Raw genomic sequence first — 17,301 nt, forward strand, 5'->3', positions numbered from 1 at the left:
AGAATTTGCCTGGCGGCACTAGCGCGGTGGTCCCACCTGACCCCATGCCGAACTCAGAAGTGAAACGCCGTAGCGCCGATGGTAGTGTGGGGTCTCCCCATGTGAGAGTAGGGAACTGCCAGGCATCAAATAAAGCAGAAAGCCCGGTCAAAAGACCGGGCTTTTTGTTTTTGCGTTTAAAAAGAACCCCGTCCCGAAAGGTGCGGGTTTTTTTGCTGTGTGGGGTATATCTCCCCCGGTGGCGCTGCGCTTACCGGGGCTACAAAAGCGTAGCCCGGACAAAGTGCGCAGCACCGCCTCCGGCGAGAATTACGCCATGTTCGCTCCATTATCTCCTTTCAACGCAAAATAAAACCCCGTCATGGCAATCCCTTCGCCATAATCCACTTTTTCCCTGCCCCTGCGCTGGCGATGATCGCGAAAACCGTGCTTGCGAAAAAAAATGTGAATCCAATCACATATAAAAAAATAACAATTATATAACATTTAGTTTACTAATTAATTTGTCTGCGTGACGTGGTACGCCCGACAAGACAGATTGCAGTCTTTGCTGGAGCAATATAACAATGACAGAAAGTAGCATTACCGAACGGGGCGCGCCGGAACTGGCCGATACCCGTCGTCGTATTTGGGCAATTGTTGGCGCTTCCTCGGGGAATCTGGTTGAATGGTTTGATTTTTACGTTTACTCATTCTGCTCGCTCTATTTCGCGCACATCTTCTTTCCATCCGGAAATACCACCACCCAACTGCTGCAAACGGCAGGCGTATTTGCCGCCGGATTTCTGATGCGTCCTATCGGTGGATGGCTGTTTGGTCGGATCGCTGACCGCCGGGGACGTAAAACGTCCATGCTTATCTCGGTCTGCATGATGTGCTTTGGCTCACTGGTGATTGCCTGTCTGCCGGGTTATGCGGTGATCGGCTCCTGGGCCCCGGCGCTTCTGCTGCTGGCGCGTCTGTTCCAGGGGCTGTCTGTTGGCGGAGAATACGGCACCAGTGCGACCTATATGAGTGAAGTCGCGGTGGAGGGTAAGAAAGGCTTCTATGCCTCCTTCCAGTACGTTACGCTGATTGGTGGTCAACTGCTGGCTGTATTAGTGGTTGTGGCGCTCCAGCAGGTGCTTAACGATGAAGATCTCCATGCCTGGGGATGGCGTATTCCTTTTGCCCTCGGGGCGGTACTGGCTATCGTCGCGCTGTGGCTGCGTCGCCAGCTGGACGAAACCTCGAAGCAAGAGACCCGGGCGCTGAAAGAGGCTGGCTCATTTAAAGGGTTGTGGCGCAATCGCCGGGCCTTTGCGATGGTGTTAGGCTTTACCGCCGCCGGATCGCTGACCTTCTACACCTTCACCACCTATATGCAAAAGTATCTGGTCAACACGGCGGGCATGACGGCCAGCACCGCCAGCGTGATCATGACCGCGGCGCTGTTCGTTTATATGCTGGTTCAGCCGCTATTCGGCGCCTTCTCGGATAAAGTTGGCCGCCGGACCTCCATGCTGTGCTTTGGCGTGCTGGCGACGTTATTTACCGTGCCTATTCTCAGCGCCTTGCAAAAAGTGAGCTCACCCTATGCCGCCTTCGGCCTGGTGATCTGCGCCTTACTGATTGTCAGTTTCTATACCTCGATCAGCGGCATCCTGAAAGCAGAGATGTTCCCGGCTCAGGTTCGCGCGCTTGGGGTCGGGTTGTCCTATGCCGTCGCGAACGCATTGTTCGGCGGCTCTGCGGAGTACGTCGCGCTGTCGCTTAAGTCGGCAGGGATAGAGCACGCGTTCTACTGGTATGTGACGGTGATGGCCGCCATTGCCTTCCTTGTCTCCCTGATGTTGCATCGCAAAGGGAAGGGGTTGCGTCTGTAACGCTTACTGATGAGCCAACTGCCATACAGCGTAGCCGGTGGTCGCGCCGGCGACATCCCAGGCAAAATCCTTCCAGCTCCAGCCGCTCCCAGCCGGGCGGCTGTCCCAAAGCTCTTTTGAGGCGCCAAGGCTGACGGAAAACATCAGGCCGATAGCGGCGCTGCGGTCCCGGCTGTAACCCTGATGTTGCGCATATTCATTGCCAGCGGCAGAGAGCATCGCTGAGGCCAGAAAATGCTGGGCTTTGTCCTGACCGGACCATGCATCATTTGCCATGTGGCTGCAGCCGGTTAACAGCAGCGAAGCAATCACTAATATCGTACGCATAGCGCTTCCAGAAAAAAGCCCCGTCGAGGCGGGGCTGATAGTCAGAGAATACGGCTGATCAGCCGGTCAATGCGGATCCGCCGCAGGCGGCGGATCAGTTTTCGCACTTTCACCGGATAGTCGGCGATACTTTGCAGATCCCGATAATGTTTCACTACCGTGGTGTGGGTGCGGATGAGCTTCAGCTCTTTCTCCCGCATGGCCCCCAGCTGCCGCTTTGGATCGTGGATCAGAATGGCGTTTTCCAGATCGAGCCGCCAGGCGCGCGGGTTCAGGTTGTTGCCAGTGAGCAGCATCCACTCATCGTCAACCCACATGCCTTTCAGGTGGTAGCTGTTATCGTCATCCTTCCACAGGCGGACGATCAGCTGATCGGTATTGACATAATACTGCAGCCGACTGAGGAAACGCCGCAGGTTGATCTCATACAGATAGGGAAGGGCGCCGATGATTTTAAACGGCTGATCTTCAGGAATGTAGAAATCGTTAGCCGTTTTATCGCCGACAATAATCTCCACCTGTTTTCCGTCGCGCAGCAGCTGGATGATATTTCTTACCAGTACGGCAGGGAGGTTGAAGTAGGGGGTGCAGATCGTCAGCTTGTGTTCGGCACAGGGCATCAGGTGAAAGATGGTTTTATTCAGCAGGCTCGATTTACCCAGGCCTACCAGCGGGGTGACGGAGAGTTCTTCGTCACCAGCGGTGCCGACAAAATGGTAGCTGCGGTCGCGGAGCTCCTGACGGTACTGGCGAATGTCGTTTTTGATTTCCGGGCTTCTTGGCCGATCCGGTCTGTCGAGACGGTTAACGCCGCGCCCCTGAACCAGATTGTTGTCGACCCAGTCGAACATGATGTCCGCCATTTTGCCGTTACGGATGCACTGATAGCGATCATAGCGATACTTATCATGCTGATGCAGATAAACATCATTCAGGCTGGCGCCGCTGTAGAGGACGCAGTCATCAATAATAAAGCCTTTGAAATGGAGAACGCCGAGCGCCTCCCGGGTGTTAATCGGCACGCCGTAAACGGGGATATCTACCCCTGGATTTTCATTGGCCATCCGACAATACCAGTCGGCATTGGTATTAGAGGCGGCGGCGCCGATCCGGCCACGCTGAGCGCGGTGCCAGTCCACCAGAACGCGGACATCCAGTTCCGGACGCTGGCGTTTGGCGTCATAAAGGGCCTGCAAAATTCCTTTTCCGCCATCATCTTGCTCCAGATAGAGCGCAATAATGCATATACGCTGAGTGGCGTGGGCAATCCGGGTCAGTAACGCTTCCCTGAATTCCGCAGGGGCGTAAAAGAACTCTACATCATCAACTGACTGAGAAAGCTTAGGGAGTTGGGCAAGGTGTTGTTGATGTTTATTACGCTTAAATTTTGACAACATCACAGTGCGTTTCTTCTCTGTTTATTGAAGGGTCTTCTGTACCATGCAGACGACGTAAGCGGGCAATAATACCATTACTACCCGCTAATGTGGTCAACAATTGCGGTCAGCGTCGCGCGATTATCCCTGATTCAGGGGCAGCGACAGGCTGACAATCCCATCTTCCAGCTGAATATCGACGGTGAATCCCAGCTTTCTGGCGAGGCCTATCATGCCTCGGTTATTTGGCATCGTAATACCATTAAGGCGCTGCAGGCCATGGCTTTGCGTATAGGCGATCAGCTTTTCCAGCAACCTTCGCCCCAGGCCTAACCCTTTTAAATCTGAACGGACCAGAACGGCAAACTCGGCGTCAATATTATCGGGATCGGAGATCGCCCGCGTCACGCCGAGGATCTCGCTCTTCTCTGCGCTGGTCCTGACGGCAACGAACGCCATTTCTCGATCGTAGTCGATCTGGGTCATATTGGCTAAGTCGTCATGGGTAAATTCGTTGATCTCACTAAAATAGCGATAATAGAGATCTTCTTTGGTGACCTGGGCGATAAATGCGAGCAACTGTGGCTCATCTTCCGGGAGGATCGGCCGGAACAGACAGCGATCGCCATTTTTCATCACCACCCACTCCTCCAGTTGGTGCGGATAGGGACGAATAGCGAGACGGCTTTCACTGTCGCCGCTGAAGGGAGCAAGCCCCAGGGTAACGTCCAGCGCCGTAAACTCGTTGCCGGAAGCGAGCAGGGGATGAATATCCAGGCGCTGGATCTCCGGGCAGTCGACGATCAGGTTCGAGACCTGAACCAGCAGCTGGCTTAAGCCAGCGATATCCAGCGGGCGCAAGGCGCTGCGGCCGCGGATCTTCTTATTTTTGATCGCCTGGATCACCAGATAACGCGCCAGGTTCATATTCAGCGGCGGCAGCGCCACGGCGGCCTGGTCCTCGGCCCGCCACTCCACGCCGCCCTCGCCCAGCATAATCAACGGGCCGAAGACGGGATCGTGCTCAACCACTACTCTTAGCTCCTGGGCGCCAGCGCGATTGGCCATGCTTTGCACCAGCAATCCATGGATGCGCGCCTGGGGCCAGGCCAGTTTGACGCGATCGATCATCGCATCTGCAGCCTGCTGCACCTCGGCGGCGGTACGCAAATAGAGCATGACCCCCTGTACTTCCGATTTGTGCGGGATATCCGGAGAACGCAGCTTCAGCGCAACCGGATAGCCTATCTGCTCAGCGATATGCACCGCTTCCGCGCTGTCAGCGGCAATCCAGGTTGGCAGCGTGTGGATGCCATAGGCCCGAAGCACCGGGCTGACCTCGTGAGTATCCAGCGTGGTGGCGCCGTCTTCTATCGCTTGCTGCAGCAGAGCATGCGCCTCGCTGGTATTGGCGGTTAAGGAGTCTGGTAGCACCGGCGTCTCGCGCAGTTGTTTCTGGTTGCGACGGTATTCCACCATATGCATAAAAGCGGTGATCGTGCCCTCCGGCGTACGGTAGGTAGGGAGGCCGGCATCGCTGAATAAACGTCGCGCTTCCTGCGAGGAAAATTCGCCGCACCAGTTGGTCAGCACGGTGACATATTTACCGCGCGGGTGATGCTTCAGAGCGTCAATCAGGGCCAGGGCACTCTCGGTGCCCGGCGCGGCGGCGCTGGGAGAGTGGATCACCAGCAGCGCGTCATAGTCCTGACTGTTGAGCAAAACATTCACCGCCCGCTGATAGTGTTCGCTACTGGCGTCATCGCGTAGATCCAGCGGGTTGGCGATCTCCACGCCAACCGGCAACGCCTGGCGCAGGGCGTCGCGCGTCTCCTCGCTGAGAGTCGCCAGCTTACCGTTTCGCAACCAAAGCTCATCCAGCGCCAGCGCCGCCGGCGCCGCACCGTTGCTGACGATCATCAGTTTTTCACCGCGCAGCGGGCGCATGTGGCTGAGGGTTTCCACCGCAGAGAACAGCTCATGGGTATCCTGCACCCGCAGCAGACCAGCGCGCTGAATGGCCGCATCCCATGCCGGGTCCATCCCGGAATTGGCGTGCAATAGCTTCTGCGCCGCCGGACTACGGCCGCTTTTAATCACCAGGATAGGTTTGTTTCGCGAAGCGCTGCGCGCGGCGGAGACAAAGCGGCGCGCGTCGCTGAGATGCTCGAGGTACAGCAAAATGGCGCTGGTCTTGCTGTCGCGGGCCAGAAAGTCCAGCAGGTCATCGACATCAATATCCAGGCTATCACCCAGGGCGATGAAGTAGGAAAAACCCATCTCGCGCTGTTGCGCCCAGTCAAGGATAGTATTGGAGACGGCGGCCGACTGCGAGATAAAGGCCAGTTTACCGCGATGGATCGGCACCGGTGAAAAGCTGGCGTTCAGCCCTTGCCATGGGGCCAGCAGTCCGAGACTGTTGGGGCCGAGCAGACGCATCTGATAGCGCGCGGCGCATTCGAGCAGCGCCGGGTACTGTTCCGGCTGCGAAGAGAGGATGATGCAGGTCTTGCAGCCTTTTTGCCCTAAGGCTTCGAGCAATTCGAGATTACGCCTGGCGTTAGTACAGAGCACCGCCAGATCCGGGGTAAACGGCAGGCTCTCGATGGTAGGCCATGCCAGTACCCCAAGAACCGCCTTCCAGGCGGGGGTGACCGGCATCACCGGGCCATTGAAGCCGCCGGCTAACAGGTTGCGCATCATGAGATAGCCAGCGCGCTGCGGCTTCATTGATGCGCCAATAACGGCGATGGACTTTGGTCGCAGCAGCGCTTCCAGGCCTCGTTGGCTCATACCGGTCTCCTTTCATCCCAGTGACCGAATGATTTTAAACGTTTTCCACCTGGCCCGCTGTGATACTGCCCTTATGCTGGGTTTTTCCCGCCAGATAGCGGGCCCGGAAGCGGGTGAAGTGCTCGCCAAGCGCAGCGGCGGCCGGGGCATCGCCCGCCAGATCCAGCAGGGCGATGGCCACTTCCGCGGTACAATATTGTCCGTCGGCGTGCGCCTCGCGCAGATGGTAGGCAGAGATGCGCGACAGATCGACGGAGATAATCGGCAGCGCGTCGAGATAAGGACTCTTACGGAACATTTTGCGCGCTTCGGTCCAGGTGCCGTCGAGCATGATAAACAGCGGCGGTTTACCGGACGGCGGCGCGCTCAGGACCTGGCGCTCCGGCCCGGCATAGGAGGCCGGAAATACGACCATGGGCTGATAATCAGGATGGGCGACCAGATCGAGCAGCGCCTGCGGCGGTTCGGTACGCGACCACTGAAACGCTTCGGTATCTGGCAGAATATCGGCGATGAGCCGGCCAGTGTTGCTGGGCTTCATCGGTTCCGTATCAAACATCACCAGGCAGAAGCGGCTGGCGGCCTGCGCTGAGGTTAATGTGGCGCACAGGCACTGCTTGAGCGGCAGCAGACAGCGCTGGCAGCGGCGGATGCGATTGCCGCGCGCAAGGAAAGGGCGGGTAGCTCGCGCGAGACGTTCGGCGCGCAGGCGAAGGACAGCGTTATCAGTCATGGGAGTCGCTAGTGAAAAACGCTATTGTCGCAGAGGTGAAAACGGGGCACAAGCGGTGCCCCGGAAGGGTTATTGTTGGCCGGCTTCGTTAAGCCAGCTATCGAATGGCGCTTTTGGCACTGCGCCATTGAGCATGTCGATCACTTCGCCATTTTTGAACATCATAATGGTCGGGATGCTGCGGATACGAAACCGGGCGCTAAGCTCACGTTCCGCTTCGGTGTTGACTTTCACAAAACGCATCTTCCCGCTACGCTCTTCCGCGACGTCTTCAAAGATCGGCGCGAAGCTACGGCAGGGTCCGCACCATGGCGCCCAGAAATCGACAACGACCGGCAGATCGTCCTTCAAGAGTTTATCCAGCGTTGCCCCGGTCGCGTTGATGACGTCGCCATCAAAAAGATCGTGACCGCAGCGTCCGCACTTTGCGCCATCCGCGCTACGATCGTCCGGGAGGCGGTTCAGAGCCTGACAACTGGCACAAACGGTATTCATAACTAACCTCTGGTTATGGGTTGCAACGTGGCACGTGGCCGATATGTTTCTGTGATGTTACATATTATCGATGAAGTGTTATTTGAGGACAATGCGTTTTGTTCGATGAGTGCAATAGAGGCCGGCTTTTAAACGAAATCATGGCGAAGCGATGGCACATCGGGTAATCTGCGCGCTTCGCGCAGCGCAGGTGGAGAAAATTGATGAGCGACGAACTGAAAAATAAAAGCGGCAAGGTCAAAGTGATGTATGTCCGCAGTGATGATGATTCTGATAAACGCACCCATAACCCACGTACCGGGAAAGGGGGAGGTCGTCCAGGAAAATCTCGTGTTGACGGCCGCAGCCGCCCTGCGCGTGACGAACGAAACAGCCGCGGCGATGATCGCAAACGTGACGACCGTAAGCGTGACGAGCGCAAACGCGATGATTTTCATCGCGACGATGCGTCTCCGTGGCGTACCGTTTCCCGCGCTCCTGGCGATGAGACGCCGGTAAAAGAAGATCACGGCGGGATCAGCGGGAAGAGCTTTATCGATCCGGAAGTGCTGCGTCGTCAGCGTGCGGAAGAGACCCGCGTATATGGCGAAAACGCCTGCCAGGCGCTGTTCCAGAGCCGTCCGGAAGCTATCGTTCGCGCCTGGTTTATTCAGAGCGTGACGCCGCGCTTTAAAGAGGCGCTGCGCTGGATGGCGGCCAACCGTAAGGCCTATCACGTGGTGGACGAAGCCGAGCTGGCGAAAGCCTCCGGCACCGAGCACCACGGCGGCGTCTGCTTCCTGATCAAAAAACGCCACGGCACTTCTGTTGCTCAATGGGTCGCGAAGGCCGGGGAAGAAGATTGCGTTCTGGCGCTGGAAGATGTGGGTAACCCACATAATCTCGGGGCGATCATGCGCAGCTGCGCGCACTTTGGCGTGAAGGGCGTGGTGGTTCAGGATGCCGGCGTGCTGGAGTCCGGGGCGGCGATCCGTACGGCGGAGGGCGGTGCGGAGCATGTTGAACCGATCACCGGCGACAGCTTTATCGATACCCTCGATCAGTTCCGCAAAGCGGGCTACGCGATTGTCTCAACGTCCAGCCATAATGGTACCCCGCTGTTTAAAGCCGAGCTGCCGAAGAAAATGGTGCTGGCGTTAGGCCAGGAACGTGATGGTCTGTCCGATGCGGCGATTTCCAGCGCCGATCTCAGCGTTGCCATCGACGGTACCGGCAACGTTGAAAGCCTGAACGTCTCTGTGGCGACCGGCGTCCTGCTGGCGGAATGGTGGCGTCAGAACAAGGCGTGATTCGCCTGCCTGAATGCAAAAAAGCCAGCTGATGCTGGCTTTTTTTATGGCTGTCAATCACTCGCTTTCAGCGGGAAGGACCGGCATCCAGTCGATCGGCGTTTCGCCGCGGTCAACCAGCCACTGGTTGGTCTGTACGAAATGGTTGCAGCCAAAGAAGCCGCGATGCGCAGAGAGCGGTGATGGATGCGGCGCCTTCAGCACGCAGTGGCGCTGACGATCGATAATCGCGCCTTTCTTCTGCGCATGGGAGCCCCACAGCAGAAAAACTACTCCCTCGCAATGCTCATTGATTAAAGCGATAACCTTATCGGTAAAGGTCTCCCAGCCCAGACTGGCGTGCGAGTGCGCCTGTCCGGCGCGGACGGTCAGGACCGTATTCAGCAGCAGCACGCCCTGTCGTGCCCAGCTTTCGAGATAACCGTGGGTGGGGCGGGTAAAGCCGGGGATCGTGGCCTCCAGCTCTTTATACATATTCAGCAACGAAGGCGGGATCGCGACGCCCGGACGAACTGAGAACGCCAGACCGTGGGCCTGACCCGGGCCGTGATAGGGGTCCTGGCCGAGAATGACGACTTTGACATCGCCCAGTTCAGTAAAGCGAAACGCATTGAAGACGTCTTTTTGCGGTGGATAGATGGTGATCCCCGACTGGCGCTCTTCGGCGACGGTCTTCAGAGTATTGAGAAAATAGGGTTGTTGCTTTTCATCCGCCAGCACGTCATGCCAGGTTAAAGGGGTGGTCATCTTGCTCTCCTGCAAAAGGGTCATCGCTATAGCTTAACGGCTTCTTTCTATAGAACAAAATCGGCACGGCTTGATGCCGGCTTTTATGCAAAAAAAATTGAAAATTTACAAAATTATTTATAGCTCACAATGGCGTAACTTGATGTAAAACAATAAAAACCTCATATACCCACGTTGGGTGAGTGGTTTTTATTGATTTATATCAAGGAATGCCGAGGGTGCGGCTGATATATATACACTCATACAACAATGGTTTTACCAATTGGCCGCGAAGAGGCCAAAATCGAATAAACACTGCCTGGGAGGCATCAAATGATTACTGGTATCCAAATTACTAAAGCGGCAAACGACGACCTGCTCAACTCTTTCTGGCTGCTGGATAGCGAAAAAGGCGAAGCGCGCTGCCTGTGCGCCAAAGGTGGTTTTGCGGAAGATGATGTGGTTGCGGTAAGCAAACTGGGTGAAATCGAATACCGTGAAATCCCGGTGGACGTGAAACCGGAAGTGCGCGTCGAAGGCGGTCAGCACCTGAACGTTAACGTGCTGCGTCGCGAAACCCTGCTGGACGCGGTTGAGCATCCGGAAAAATATCCGCAGCTGACCATTCGTGTTTCCGGCTACGCGGTACGCTTCAACTCTCTGACGCCGGAACAGCAGCGCGACGTTATCGCCCGTACCTTTACCGAAAGCCTGTAAGGTTAACGCCAGATGTGAAAACGCCGGGATATCCCGGCGTTTTTTTTACTCATCGCTGGACGGCGTCCCGGCCGCGCTTGGCTTCCGGCGCTTACCGATATTTTTCGTATCGCGGTGGCGCTTCTTCACCCGCGGTTTCTCTTTTTCATCTTTTTTCTTCTGCGCACGCTTCGCCAGCACTTTCTTCGATGGCTTACCTGTCAGCTTCTCGCTCGGCGCACGGGTCGTCGGGCGCAGTTCATCGATAACCCTGGCTTTCAACGGCTCTTCAATATAGCGACCAATCTTACCCAGCAGCAGGTGGTCATGAGCCTCGACCAGAGAAATGGCGGTCCCTTTTTTACCGGCGCGGCCGGTACGACCGATACGGTGCAGGTAGGTATCCGCGGTACGCGGCATATCGAAGTTAAAGACGTGGCTGACGTCCGGAATATCGATACCGCGGGCAGCGACGTCGGTGGCGATCAGCACGTTGACGCGGCCGTCGGTCAGGCGCTTAATAGCTTCGTTTCGCTTGGCCTGCACCATCTCGCCTTCCAGCCAGCAGGTGTTAATCCCGGCCTCACGCAGCCAGTTAGCCAGCTCATGCACGCGCTCACGCTTACGCACAAACACGATAGCGCGGGTGGCTTCCGGCTGTTGCAGCAGATTCACCAGCAGTTTGGTTTTATGTTCGATATCGTCGGCGCGGTAGTACCACTGATGGATTTTCTTACGCTCGCGGGTTGACGGATTGGCGGAAACTTCAACCGGCTCCTCCAGCAGACGCTCAGCAAAGTCTTTGATCGCATCGCCTTCCAGCGTCGCGGAGAACAGCATAGTCTGCTTGCGCCAGCGAGTTTCACCGGCGATGGTTTCGATATCCTGGGCAAAACCCATATCCAGCATGCGGTCGGCTTCATCGAGGATTAGGGTCTCGACGGCGCGGCAGTCGAAATTCTCTTCTTTAATATATTGCAGCAGGCGACCGGTGGTGGCGACTACGATGTCCTGGTTTTCGCTGAACACTTCCGCGTGGTTCATGTACGCCACGCCGCCGGTAATGGTAGCAATGTCCAGATGGGTATGCTTCGCCAGCTCGCGGGCGTGGTCGGCCACCTGCATCGCCAGCTCACGGGTCGGCGTCAGGATAAGAATGCGCGGCGGGCCGGATTTCTTGCGCGGGAAATCGAGCAGGTGCTGCAACGCTGGCAGCAGATACGCCGCCGTTTTACCGGTGCCGGTCGGCGCTGAACCGAGAATGTCACGGCCATCGAGCGCAGGCGGAATAGCGGCGGCCTGAATGGCTGTCGGGCGAGTGAAACCTTTATCCTGGAGGGCCTCCAGCAGGTTTTCGTCGAGTTCAAGTTCGGAAAAAGTCGTTACAGTCATGTTCTACCTCTGAGTGGGCCGCCGATTATAGACGTTACTGACGTAATGTTCATCTGTTTGTAAGGCTATCTGTTCTCCGGTATTGTGCATAGCCTTAGGTTCAGGAGTTTTTGTCGGCAAGGTTATTGAGGATGTCTCAGTCGAAGTTTGCGCTGCCGCGCAATGGTTTTACCTTCAAACGGTTCTTTGTCGCTCACGATCGCTGCGCCATGAAGGTGGGTACCGACGGCATTTTGCTGGGCGCCTGGGCGCCGATTGCCGGAGTGAAGCATGTGCTGGATATTGGCGCGGGCAGCGGCCTGCTGGCGCTAATGCTCGCGCAGCGTACCGGAGATGATGTGCATGTCGAGGCGGTCGAACTGGACGAAGAGGCCGCCGCTCAGGCGCGGGAAAACGCCCTCGCGTCGCCGTGGGCTTCGCGGATTGAGGTCTGGCAGGCCGATATTCATCAGTGGCAGCCGTCGCAAACTCGACGCTATGAACTGATAATAAGTAATCCGCCCTTTTTTGCCGAAGGCGTGCCATGCGCGACCTCGCAGCGAGAGCAGGCGCGGTACACCACTACGCTCGATCACGCCTCCCTGCTGACCTGTGCCGCAGAGCATATTACCGAAGAAGGTTTTTTTTGCGTGGTGTTGCCAGTGGATATTGGTAATGCGTTCATCGAACGGGCAAGGGCGATGGGCTGGCATCTGCGACTGCGTACTGACGTGGCGGAGACCGAGCTGCGACCGCCGCATCGGGTGCTGCTGGCTTTCTCCCCGACGGCAGGGGAGTGTTTCAGCGACAGGCTGGCGATCCGCGGGCCAGAGCAGCAATATTCGGAAGGCTTTACCGCTCTGACCGAGGACTTTTATCTCTTTATGTGAGCCAGGGGCGAGAGTATCGACGGGCCGCTGTCAGGCAGCGGCTGCGGATAGTCGAGGGTATAATGCAGACCGCGGCTCTCCTTACGCAACATCGCGCAGCGTACGATAAGCTCCGCCACCTGCACCAGATTGCGCAGTTCCAGCAAATTATTCGAGACGCGGAAGCGGGCGTAATACTCATCCAGCTCCTGTTGGAGCATGGTAATGCGCCGCAGGGCGCGCTCCAGCCTGCGGGTGGTGCGCACAATCCCCACGTAATCCCACATCAGCAGGCGCAGTTCGTGCCAGTTGTGCTGGATAACCACCAGTTCATCCGGGATCTCCACCTGACTTTCATCCCAAGCTGGCAGCGTGGCGACCTTCTGGGCGAGCGGCAGGCGCCGGGTAATATCCTCCGCGGCGGACCAGCCATAGACCAGGCACTCCAGCAACGAGTTCGACGCCATACGATTCGCGCCGTGCAGCCCGGTGTAGCTGACTTCGCCGATGGCGTATAAACCATCGACGTCGGTGCGGCCATTATCATCCACCATCACGCCGCCGCAGGTGTAATGCGCGGCGGGGACGACCGGCACCGGATCTTTGGTTAAATCAATTCCCAGGCCGAGCAGCTTTTCATAAATCATCGGGAAATGCTGGCGAACAAACGCCTCGGGTTTATGGCTGATATCAAGGAACATACAGTCTACGCCCAGGCGCTTCATTTCATGGTCGATGGCGCGGGCGACGATATCGCGCGGGGCCAGCTCGCCGCGCTCGTCAAAGTCCGGCATAAAGCGGGTGCCATCCGGGCGTTTAAGGTGGGCGCCTTCGCCGCGCAGCGCTTCAGTAAGCAGGAAATTACGCGCCTGGGGGTGATATAGCGCGGTGGGGTGGAACTGGTTAAACTCCAGATTCGCCACCCGACATCCCGCCCGCCAGGCCATTGCAATCCCGTCTCCGGAAGAGACGTCGGGGTTAGTGGTATATTGATAAACCTTCGCGGCCCCGCCGGTAGCGAGTACTACGGCTTTCGCGCTGCAGGTTTCCACCCGCTCTTTATTACGATTCCAGATCCATGCCCCGACCACCCGGCGGGTGCCCGGCAGGCCAATCTTATCCGATACGATTAAATCGACGGCATTGCTGCGCTCAAGGATGCGGATATTAGGATGGGCAAGCGCTTTATCGACCAGCGTCGTCTCTACCGCTTTGCCGGTGGCGTCGGCGGCGTGAAGAATGCGCCGATGGCTGTGCCCCCCTTCGCGCGTGAGATGATAGCTCTCTTCGCCATTGGCCTGGACCTGGGTGTCAAACAGCACTCCCTGATCGATAAGCCACTGGACGCATGATCGGGCGTTGCTGGCGACGAAGGTGACCGCATGACGATCGCAGAGTCCCGCGCCGGCGATGAGGGTATCTTCGACATGGGATTCAATACTGTCCGTCTCATCGAAGACGGCGGCAATCCCACCCTGGGCGTAGAACGTCGAACCTTCGCTGATCGGCCCTTTACTTAGCACGGTCACCGAACTGTGCTCAGCCAGGCGCAGGGCAAGGGAAAGACCGGCAGCGCCGCTGCCGATAATCAACACATCACAAGAGAAGTCAGGAGTGGTATTCATTGTCTTTGTTTAATTTACTAAACACATTTAGCTCACAATAGCACCGGTCCGCGAGGAATCGTACAATTTTTTTGTCTGCTGTTGTGACGGCTAAACAAAAGGCGAACGGAAACGGCGTCTTGCGCGCTGAAAATGAGACGCGGGGAAGGTTGATGGCATTGGATTTTATAGTGAAATAAACGGCGTGTTACGATACCCTTCAGACGGGCCTGCGCTTTTTCTTATTGACTTACCTATCGTTTAGCAACCTGGGCATATAATGATTGATAACGATCTGCCGCCGTTGCCAGACAAAAAACAAAAAGCGTAACGGAACTTTATTGTTTTCATGCACTCCAACAGTCAGCTTGCTCATAATGCAGATTTTGGGTGGTGTTTTGAAGACGCATGGGAATTGGGTTTGGGGAGACATTACCTCGGATGAGCGAGCAGTTAACGGATCAGGTCCTTGTTGAACGGGTCCAGAAAGGAGATCAGAAAGCGTTTAATTTGCTGGTAGTGCGCTATCAGCATAAGGTCGCGAGCCTGGTTTCCCGCTATGTACCGCCGGGCGATATCGCTGACGTTGTTCAGGAATCGTTCGTTAAGGCATGGCGTGCGCTGGACTCTTTCCGGGGAGATAGCGCTTTTTACACCTGGTTATACCGTATCGCCGTCAACACGGCGAAGAATTATCTGGTTGCTCAGGGGCGCCGTCCGCCGTCCAGCGATGTTGACGCCAACGAGGCGGAAAACTTCGAAAGCGGCGGGGCGTTGAAAGAAATTTCGAACCCTGAGAACTTAATGTTGTCAGAAGAACTGAGACAAATAGTTTTTCGTACCATTGAATCGCTCCCGGAAGATTTACGCATGGCAATTACGTTACGGGAGCTGGATGGCCTGAGCTATGAAGAGATAGCCGCTATCATGGATTGTCCGGTTGGGACGGTGCGTTCGCGTATCTTCCGGGCGCGAGAAGCTATTGATAATAAAGTTCAACCGCTTATCAGGCGTTGACGATAGCGGAATACTGGAAAAGGGTATCAGGCATGCAGAAAGAAAAACTTTCGGCTTTAATGGATGGTGAAACGCTGGATAACGAACTGCTCAACGAGCTGAGTCGTTCTTCTGAGATGCAAAAAACCTGGGAGAGTTATCACCTTATCCGCGATACGCTGCGTGGCGATACCGCTGAGGTGCTGCAATTTGATATCTCCGCCCGGGTGATGGCCGCCATTGAAAATGAGCCCGTTCGTCAGACGGCTCCGCTTATTCCTGAATCTCAGCCCGCACCGCATCAGTGGCGGCAGATGCCGTTCTGGAACAAGGTGCGTCCGTGGGCCAGCTCCCTGACTCAAATGGGCGTTGCCGCCTGTGTATCGCTTGCGGTTATCGTCGGCGTCCAGCACTATAATGGTCAGTCTGATTCCGCTCAGCAGCCAGAAGCGCCGGTGTTCAATACGCTGCCCATGATGGGTAAAGCAAGCCCGGTAAGTCTTGGCGTGCCGGCTGACGCGTCAGCGGGAAGCGGCCAGCAGGCGCAGGTCCAGGAACAGCGCCGCCGAATTAACGCCATGCTGCAGGACTACGAACTGCAGCGCCGCCTGCACGCTGAGCAGCTTCAGTTTGGCCAGGCCCAGACTCAGCAGGCCGCAGTCCAGGTACCGGGCTATCAAACTTTAGGAACACAATCGCAGTAATGAAGCAACTTTGGTGTGCCATGTCGCTCATGGCAGGCAGCCTGTTGTTCTCTGTCAACGCCTCGGCTGATACATCGTCCGGGGCGTTGTTGCAGCAGATGAACCTGGCCAGCCAGTCTCTCAATTATGAGCTGTCTTTTGTTAGCATCAGCAAACAAGGCGTTGAGTCGCTGCGCTATCGTCACGCGCGACTGAACAACCAACCGCTGGCGCAGTTGCTGCAGCTGGACGGTCCGCGCCGGGAAGTGGTCCTGCGCGGCACGGAAATCAGCTATTTTGAACCCGGTCTCGATCCGTTCACCCTGAACGGGGACTATATCGTCGATTCGCTGCCATCGCTGGTATATAGCGATTTCAAACGCCTCTCCGCGGCGTATGATTTTATCTCCGTGGGCCGTACCCGTATCGCTGACCGCCTCTGCGACGTGATCCGCGTCGTGGCTCGCGACGGCACGCGCTACAGCTTTATCGCCTGGCTGGATGCTGAAACTAAGCTGCCGCTGCGCGTCGATTTGCTCGACCGCGACGGGGAAACGCTGGAGCAGTTCCGGGTCGTCTCCTTCAACGTTGGCGATAACGTCAGCGCCAGCATGGAGACGCTGGCAAAAGCGAATTTGCCGCCGCAGCTGTCGGTGCCTGAAGGAGGCGACAAAGCCAACTTCAACTGGGCGCCGACGTGGCTCCCGCAGGGCGTGACTGAGGTTTCCAGCAGCCAGCGCCGTCTTCCCACCTTTGACGGTCCGGTAGAATCACGTCTCTATTCCGACGGCTTGTTTAGCTTCTCGATCAATATCAACCGCGCCACGGCGGCCAGCAGCGACCAGTTGTTGCGCACCGGCCGACGCACCGTCAGCACGACGGTGCGCGATAACGCGGAGATAACCGTAGTGGGCGAGCTGCCGCCGCAGACGGCGAAGCGTATCTCTGACAGTATTAAATTCAAGGCAGTACAATGATTAAAGAGTGGGCTACCGTGGTTTCCTGGCATAACGGCGTGGCGCAGGTGCACTGCGACGTTAAAGCCTCCTGCAGCAGCTGCGCCTCCCGTGCCGGCTGTGGTAGCCGGGTGCTAAACAAGCTGGGGCCGCAGACCAGCCATACCATTAGCGTGCCCTGCGAGCAGCCGTTGGCCGCGGGGCAAAAAGTGGAGCTGGGGATCGCTGAAAGCAGCCTGCTGGGCTCAGCGATGCTGGTGTATATGGCGCCGCTGGCGGGGCTGTTTGTAATGGCGTCTATTTTTCAGGTGCTGTTTGCCAGCGATATTGCGTCACTTTGCGGCGCGCTGCTGGGCGGCGTCGGCGGCTTCCTGGTGGCGCGCGGTCTGTCGCCGCGACTGGCGGCACGTCAGTCCTGGCAGCCGGTGATTTTGAACGTCGCACTGCCGCCGGATCTGCTGCGTGTTGATACGCCTTCCTCCGACATGGGCCAGTGATTTCACTGGCCCTTATCTTTATTTA

The 17,301-nt window shown here is 56.9% G+C and carries 17 protein-coding genes and 1 rRNA gene; 10 read left to right on the forward strand and 8 right to left on the reverse strand.

Annotation, left to right across the window (positions count from 1 at the left end; translation table 11 throughout):
* Nucleotides 1–8 precede the first annotated feature (8 nt).
* Nucleotides 9–124 (forward strand): 5S ribosomal RNA (rrf, locus tag OHJ17_RS06165).
* Nucleotides 125–566: 442 nt separating this feature from the next.
* Nucleotides 567–1,865: an MFS transporter gene (locus OHJ17_RS06170; RefSeq protein ID WP_032433440.1), complete on the forward strand. Its 1,299-nt coding sequence runs from the start codon at nucleotides 567–569 to the stop codon at nucleotides 1,863–1,865.
* Between the two features lie 3 nt (nucleotides 1,866–1,868).
* On the opposite strand, the gene OHJ17_RS06175 is transcribed toward OHJ17_RS06170, so the two are convergent.
* The 5 genes from OHJ17_RS06175 to trxC all read right to left on the reverse strand — a co-directional run bounded on the left by OHJ17_RS06175 (nucleotide 1,869) and on the right by trxC (nucleotide 7,589).
* On the reverse strand, nucleotides 1,869–2,192 hold the full coding sequence (locus tag OHJ17_RS06175) for a YfiM family lipoprotein (protein ID WP_004888435.1): 324 nt from the start codon (nucleotides 2,190–2,192) through the stop codon (nucleotides 1,869–1,871).
* Between the two features lie 41 nt (nucleotides 2,193–2,233).
* On the reverse strand, nucleotides 2,234–3,589 hold the full coding sequence (gene pssA / locus OHJ17_RS06180) for a CDP-diacylglycerol--serine O-phosphatidyltransferase (RefSeq protein ID WP_002914094.1): 1,356 nt from the start codon (nucleotides 3,587–3,589) through the stop codon (nucleotides 2,234–2,236).
* Between the two features lie 120 nt (nucleotides 3,590–3,709).
* On the reverse strand, nucleotides 3,710–6,361 hold the full coding sequence (locus tag OHJ17_RS06185) for a bifunctional acetate--CoA ligase family protein/GNAT family N-acetyltransferase (RefSeq protein ID WP_004149373.1): 2,652 nt from the start codon (nucleotides 6,359–6,361) through the stop codon (nucleotides 3,710–3,712).
* A 34-nt stretch (nucleotides 6,362–6,395) separates the two neighbouring features.
* Nucleotides 6,396–7,094, reverse strand: coding sequence for a tRNA-uridine aminocarboxypropyltransferase (gene tapT / locus OHJ17_RS06190; RefSeq protein WP_023285464.1), 699 nt, complete (start codon nucleotides 7,092–7,094; stop codon nucleotides 6,396–6,398).
* Between the two features lie 69 nt (nucleotides 7,095–7,163).
* Complete coding sequence (gene trxC, locus OHJ17_RS06195; RefSeq protein WP_002914091.1) at nucleotides 7,164–7,589, reverse strand: thioredoxin TrxC; 426 nt, start codon at nucleotides 7,587–7,589, stop codon at nucleotides 7,164–7,166.
* A gap of 203 nt (nucleotides 7,590–7,792) precedes the next feature.
* Between trxC and OHJ17_RS06200 the strand changes: the two genes are divergently transcribed.
* Nucleotides 7,793–8,878, forward strand: coding sequence for a tRNA/rRNA methyltransferase (locus tag OHJ17_RS06200; protein ID WP_004174810.1), 1,086 nt, complete (start codon nucleotides 7,793–7,795; stop codon nucleotides 8,876–8,878).
* A gap of 57 nt (nucleotides 8,879–8,935) precedes the next feature.
* Here OHJ17_RS06200 and ung read toward each other — a convergent pair whose 3' ends face one another.
* On the reverse strand, nucleotides 8,936–9,625 hold the full coding sequence (gene ung / locus OHJ17_RS06205) for a uracil-DNA glycosylase (RefSeq protein WP_002914088.1): 690 nt from the start codon (nucleotides 9,623–9,625) through the stop codon (nucleotides 8,936–8,938).
* A gap of 312 nt (nucleotides 9,626–9,937) precedes the next feature.
* On the opposite strand from ung, the gene grcA reads away from it, so the two are divergent.
* The gene (gene grcA, locus OHJ17_RS06210) at nucleotides 9,938–10,321 is read left to right on the forward strand and encodes an autonomous glycyl radical cofactor GrcA (RefSeq protein WP_002914084.1); all 384 of its coding nucleotides are present in this window, start codon (nucleotides 9,938–9,940) and stop codon (nucleotides 10,319–10,321) included.
* A 45-nt stretch (nucleotides 10,322–10,366) separates the two neighbouring features.
* Here the strand turns inward: grcA and srmB are convergent, their stop codons facing one another.
* On the reverse strand, nucleotides 10,367–11,692 hold the full coding sequence (gene srmB / locus OHJ17_RS06215; protein ID WP_004174811.1) for an ATP-dependent RNA helicase SrmB: 1,326 nt from the start codon (nucleotides 11,690–11,692) through the stop codon (nucleotides 10,367–10,369).
* A 131-nt stretch (nucleotides 11,693–11,823) separates the two neighbouring features.
* On the opposite strand from srmB, the gene trmN reads away from it, so the two are divergent.
* Nucleotides 11,824–12,561: a tRNA(1)(Val) (adenine(37)-N(6))-methyltransferase TrmN gene (trmN, locus tag OHJ17_RS06220; RefSeq protein WP_002914079.1), complete on the forward strand. Its 738-nt coding sequence runs from the start codon at nucleotides 11,824–11,826 to the stop codon at nucleotides 12,559–12,561.
* On the opposite strand, the gene nadB is transcribed toward trmN, so the two are convergent.
* A complete protein-coding gene (nadB, locus tag OHJ17_RS06225; protein WP_004144357.1) occupies nucleotides 12,546–14,165 on the reverse strand; it encodes an L-aspartate oxidase in 1,620 nt (539 codons plus the stop codon). The two genes, trmN and nadB, sit on opposite strands and share 16 nt — an antisense overlap.
* 328 nt (nucleotides 14,166–14,493) lie before the next feature.
* Between nadB and rseD the strand changes: the two genes are divergently transcribed.
* Genes rseD through rseC form a run of 5 tightly spaced genes read left to right on the forward strand, consistent with a single transcriptional unit; the run spans nucleotide 14,494 to nucleotide 17,276 of the window.
* The gene (gene rseD / locus OHJ17_RS26430; protein ID WP_121980491.1) at nucleotides 14,494–14,589 is read left to right on the forward strand and encodes a rpoE leader peptide RseD; all 96 of its coding nucleotides are present in this window, start codon (nucleotides 14,494–14,496) and stop codon (nucleotides 14,587–14,589) included.
* Complete coding sequence (gene rpoE / locus OHJ17_RS06230; protein ID WP_002914074.1) at nucleotides 14,586–15,161, forward strand: RNA polymerase sigma factor RpoE; 576 nt, start codon at nucleotides 14,586–14,588, stop codon at nucleotides 15,159–15,161. The genes rseD and rpoE overlap by 4 nt, the downstream gene beginning before the upstream one ends.
* A 32-nt stretch (nucleotides 15,162–15,193) precedes the next feature.
* On the forward strand, nucleotides 15,194–15,844 hold the full coding sequence (rseA, locus tag OHJ17_RS06235; RefSeq protein ID WP_002914072.1) for an anti-sigma-E factor RseA: 651 nt from the start codon (nucleotides 15,194–15,196) through the stop codon (nucleotides 15,842–15,844).
* Nucleotides 15,844–16,800, forward strand: a complete 957-nt coding sequence (rseB, locus tag OHJ17_RS06240; protein WP_002914070.1) for a sigma-E factor regulatory protein RseB — start codon at nucleotides 15,844–15,846, stop codon at nucleotides 16,798–16,800. Before rseA ends, rseB begins: the two co-directional genes overlap by 1 nt.
* On the forward strand, nucleotides 16,797–17,276 hold the full coding sequence (gene rseC, locus OHJ17_RS06245) for a SoxR-reducing system protein RseC (RefSeq protein ID WP_004144354.1): 480 nt from the start codon (nucleotides 16,797–16,799) through the stop codon (nucleotides 17,274–17,276). Before rseB ends, rseC begins: the two co-directional genes overlap by 4 nt.
* Nucleotides 17,277–17,301: the final 25 nt, after the last annotated feature.

The organism is Klebsiella sp. KP20-425-1 (assembly GCF_025813515.1).
GTDB classification, from domain to species: domain Bacteria; phylum Pseudomonadota; class Gammaproteobacteria; order Enterobacterales; family Enterobacteriaceae; genus Klebsiella; species Klebsiella pneumoniae.

Coding starts and splice junctions, on each gene's coding strand:
- OHJ17_RS06170 (WP_032433440.1), top strand. CDS start 567: ATGACAGAAAGTAGCATTACCGAACGGGGCGCGCCGGAACTGGCCGAT.
- OHJ17_RS06175 (WP_004888435.1), bottom strand. CDS start 2,192: ATGCGTACGATATTAGTGATTGCTTCGCTGCTGTTAACCGGCTGCAGC.
- pssA (WP_002914094.1), bottom strand. CDS start 3,589: ATGTTGTCAAAATTTAAGCGTAATAAACATCAACAACACCTTGCCCAA.
- OHJ17_RS06185 (WP_004149373.1), bottom strand. CDS start 6,361: ATGAGCCAACGAGGCCTGGAAGCGCTGCTGCGACCAAAGTCCATCGCC.
- tapT (WP_023285464.1), bottom strand. CDS start 7,094: ATGACTGATAACGCTGTCCTTCGCCTGCGCGCCGAACGTCTCGCGCGA.
- trxC (WP_002914091.1), bottom strand. CDS start 7,589: ATGAATACCGTTTGTGCCAGTTGTCAGGCTCTGAACCGCCTCCCGGAC.
- OHJ17_RS06200 (WP_004174810.1), top strand. CDS start 7,793: ATGAGCGACGAACTGAAAAATAAAAGCGGCAAGGTCAAAGTGATGTAT.
- ung (WP_002914088.1), bottom strand. CDS start 9,625: ATGACCACCCCTTTAACCTGGCATGACGTGCTGGCGGATGAAAAGCAA.
- grcA (WP_002914084.1), top strand. CDS start 9,938: ATGATTACTGGTATCCAAATTACTAAAGCGGCAAACGACGACCTGCTC.
- srmB (WP_004174811.1), bottom strand. CDS start 11,692: ATGACTGTAACGACTTTTTCCGAACTTGAACTCGACGAAAACCTGCTG.
- trmN (WP_002914079.1), top strand. CDS start 11,824: ATGTCTCAGTCGAAGTTTGCGCTGCCGCGCAATGGTTTTACCTTCAAA.
- nadB (WP_004144357.1), bottom strand. CDS start 14,165: ATGAATACCACTCCTGACTTCTCTTGTGATGTGTTGATTATCGGCAGC.
- rseD (WP_121980491.1), top strand. CDS start 14,494: ATGCACTCCAACAGTCAGCTTGCTCATAATGCAGATTTTGGGTGGTGT.
- rpoE (WP_002914074.1), top strand. CDS start 14,586: ATGAGCGAGCAGTTAACGGATCAGGTCCTTGTTGAACGGGTCCAGAAA.
- rseA (WP_002914072.1), top strand. CDS start 15,194: ATGCAGAAAGAAAAACTTTCGGCTTTAATGGATGGTGAAACGCTGGAT.
- rseB (WP_002914070.1), top strand. CDS start 15,844: ATGAAGCAACTTTGGTGTGCCATGTCGCTCATGGCAGGCAGCCTGTTG.
- rseC (WP_004144354.1), top strand. CDS start 16,797: ATGATTAAAGAGTGGGCTACCGTGGTTTCCTGGCATAACGGCGTGGCG.